We start from the raw sequence: 1,959 nt of genomic DNA, 5'->3' as shown, positions 1-1,959 counted from the left end.
TCGACGGCGTGGCCCAGGTGTCGATCTTCGGCCAGCAGAAATACGCGGTGCGCATCCAGATCGATCCGTCCGCACTTGCCGCGCGCGGCATCTCCATCGATCAGCTGCAGGCGGCGATCGCCTCGGCCAACAGCAACACGCCGCTCGGCGTGCTGCAGAACAACAAGCAGCAGTTGACGATCACCGCCAACACGCAGCTGACCAATGCCGCCGGTTTCTCCAACCTCATCATCGCCACGAAGAACGGCCATCCGGTGCGGCTGGGCGAGGTGACCCGCGTCGTCGATTCCGTGCAGACCACGACAACGGCGAGCTGGTATGACGGCACCCGCGCGATCATCATGGCGGTGCAGCGCCAGCCCGATGCCAACACCGTCGACGTCGTCGACAAGGTCAAGGCGATGCTGCCATCCTTCCAGGACCAGATGCCGGCCGTCGCCCAGATCAAGCTGCTCAACGACCGCTCGACCTCGATCCGCCAGGCCGTCGACGACGTTCAGTTCACGCTGCTGTTGACCATCGCGCTCGTGGTGATGGTGATCTTCGTCTTCCTGCGCCGGGTGACGGCGACGATCATCCCGGCGGTGGCGGTGCCGATCTCGCTGATCGCCACACTTGGCGCGATGTTCCTGTTCGGCTTTTCCATCGACAACATCTCGCTGATGGGACTGACTTTGGCCGTCGGCCTCGTCGTCGACGACGCCATCGTCATGCTCGAAAACATCTTCCGCCACATGGAAGAGGACGGGCTGTCGGCCTTCGACGCCTCGCTGAAGGGCGCGCGCGAGATCGGCTTCACCATCATCTCGATCTCGATCTCGCTGGTGGCGGTGTTCATTCCCGTGCTTCTGATGGGCGGCGTCATCGGCCGCATCTTCAACGAATTCGCCGTCGTGGTGACCGTCGCCATCCTGGCCTCGATGTTCGTCTCGCTGACGCTGACGCCGATGCTTTGCTCGCGGCTGCTGTCGGTGACCAAGGCGGATCGCGAGGCGCATGGCGCCGGCAGGCATGACATCGTCACCCGTGCCTATGACTGGCACTTGAGCTTCTGCCTGCGCCACACCTTCCTGATTTTCCTGGTCTTCATCACCACTGCCGCGGCGTCGGTGTGGGTGATCCAGGTTTCGCCGAAGGGCTTCTTCCCGCAGGAGGATATCGGCCAGATATCGGTCACCACCATGGCGCGCCAGGACATCTCGTTCGACGCCATGGCGAAGCTGCAGGGGCAGGTGGCCAGCGTGTTCTCGAAGTCGCCCTATGTCGACCATGTGGCCTGGTCGGCCGGCAGCGGCAACAACGCGCTCAACCAAGGCCAGCTTTTCGTCCAGCTCAAGGGCAAGGACCAGCGCCCCAACATCGACAAGGTGCTCTCGGATCTGAGGCGCCAGCTGGCCGGCGTGGCGGGCATCGAGACCTATATGCAGCCGGTGCAGAACCTGCGGCTCGGCTCGCGGTCGTCCGCCAGCGCCTACCAGCTTGTGGTTCAGGGGCTCGATACCAAGCAGACCGACGTCTGGGCACAAAAGCTCAATGATGCCATGGCCGCGGACCACACGGTGTTCACCGACGTCACCAGCGACCTGCAGAACAACGCCTTGCAGGCATCGCTTGTGATCGACCGCGACAAGGCCGCCCAGCTCGGCATCGACACCGACACGCTGCGCTCCGCGCTTTATGGCGGCTTCGGCACCGACCAGGTCTCGACGATCTTCGGTTCGGCCGACAGCTATGAGGTCATCACCGAGCTCGACCCCAAGATCGAATGGTCGCCGGAACACATGCTGGCCATCCAGATGCGGACGTCGAGCGGCACGCTGGTGCCGCTGGGCGCCTTCGCCCGCGTCGACCGCACGGCCGGCGCCCTGACGATCAACCAGCTCGGACAGCTGCCGGCGGTGACGATCTCCTACAACCTGCCGCAGGGCGTGTCGCTCGGCGACACGGTGACCCGCATCG

At 64.2% G+C, this 1,959-nt stretch carries 1 protein-coding gene; it reads left to right on the top strand.

Annotated elements, in window-relative coordinates:
- A partial coding sequence (locus EOA28_RS34230; protein ID WP_148671052.1) for an efflux RND transporter permease subunit occupies window positions 1-1,959 on the top strand: 1,959 nt, incomplete at both ends.

It is taken from the genome of Mesorhizobium sp. M2A.F.Ca.ET.067.02.1.1 (assembly GCF_004023285.1).
Classification (GTDB): domain Bacteria; phylum Pseudomonadota; class Alphaproteobacteria; order Rhizobiales; family Rhizobiaceae; genus Mesorhizobium.
This window is presented reverse-complemented; position numbering and strand designations above follow the sequence as displayed.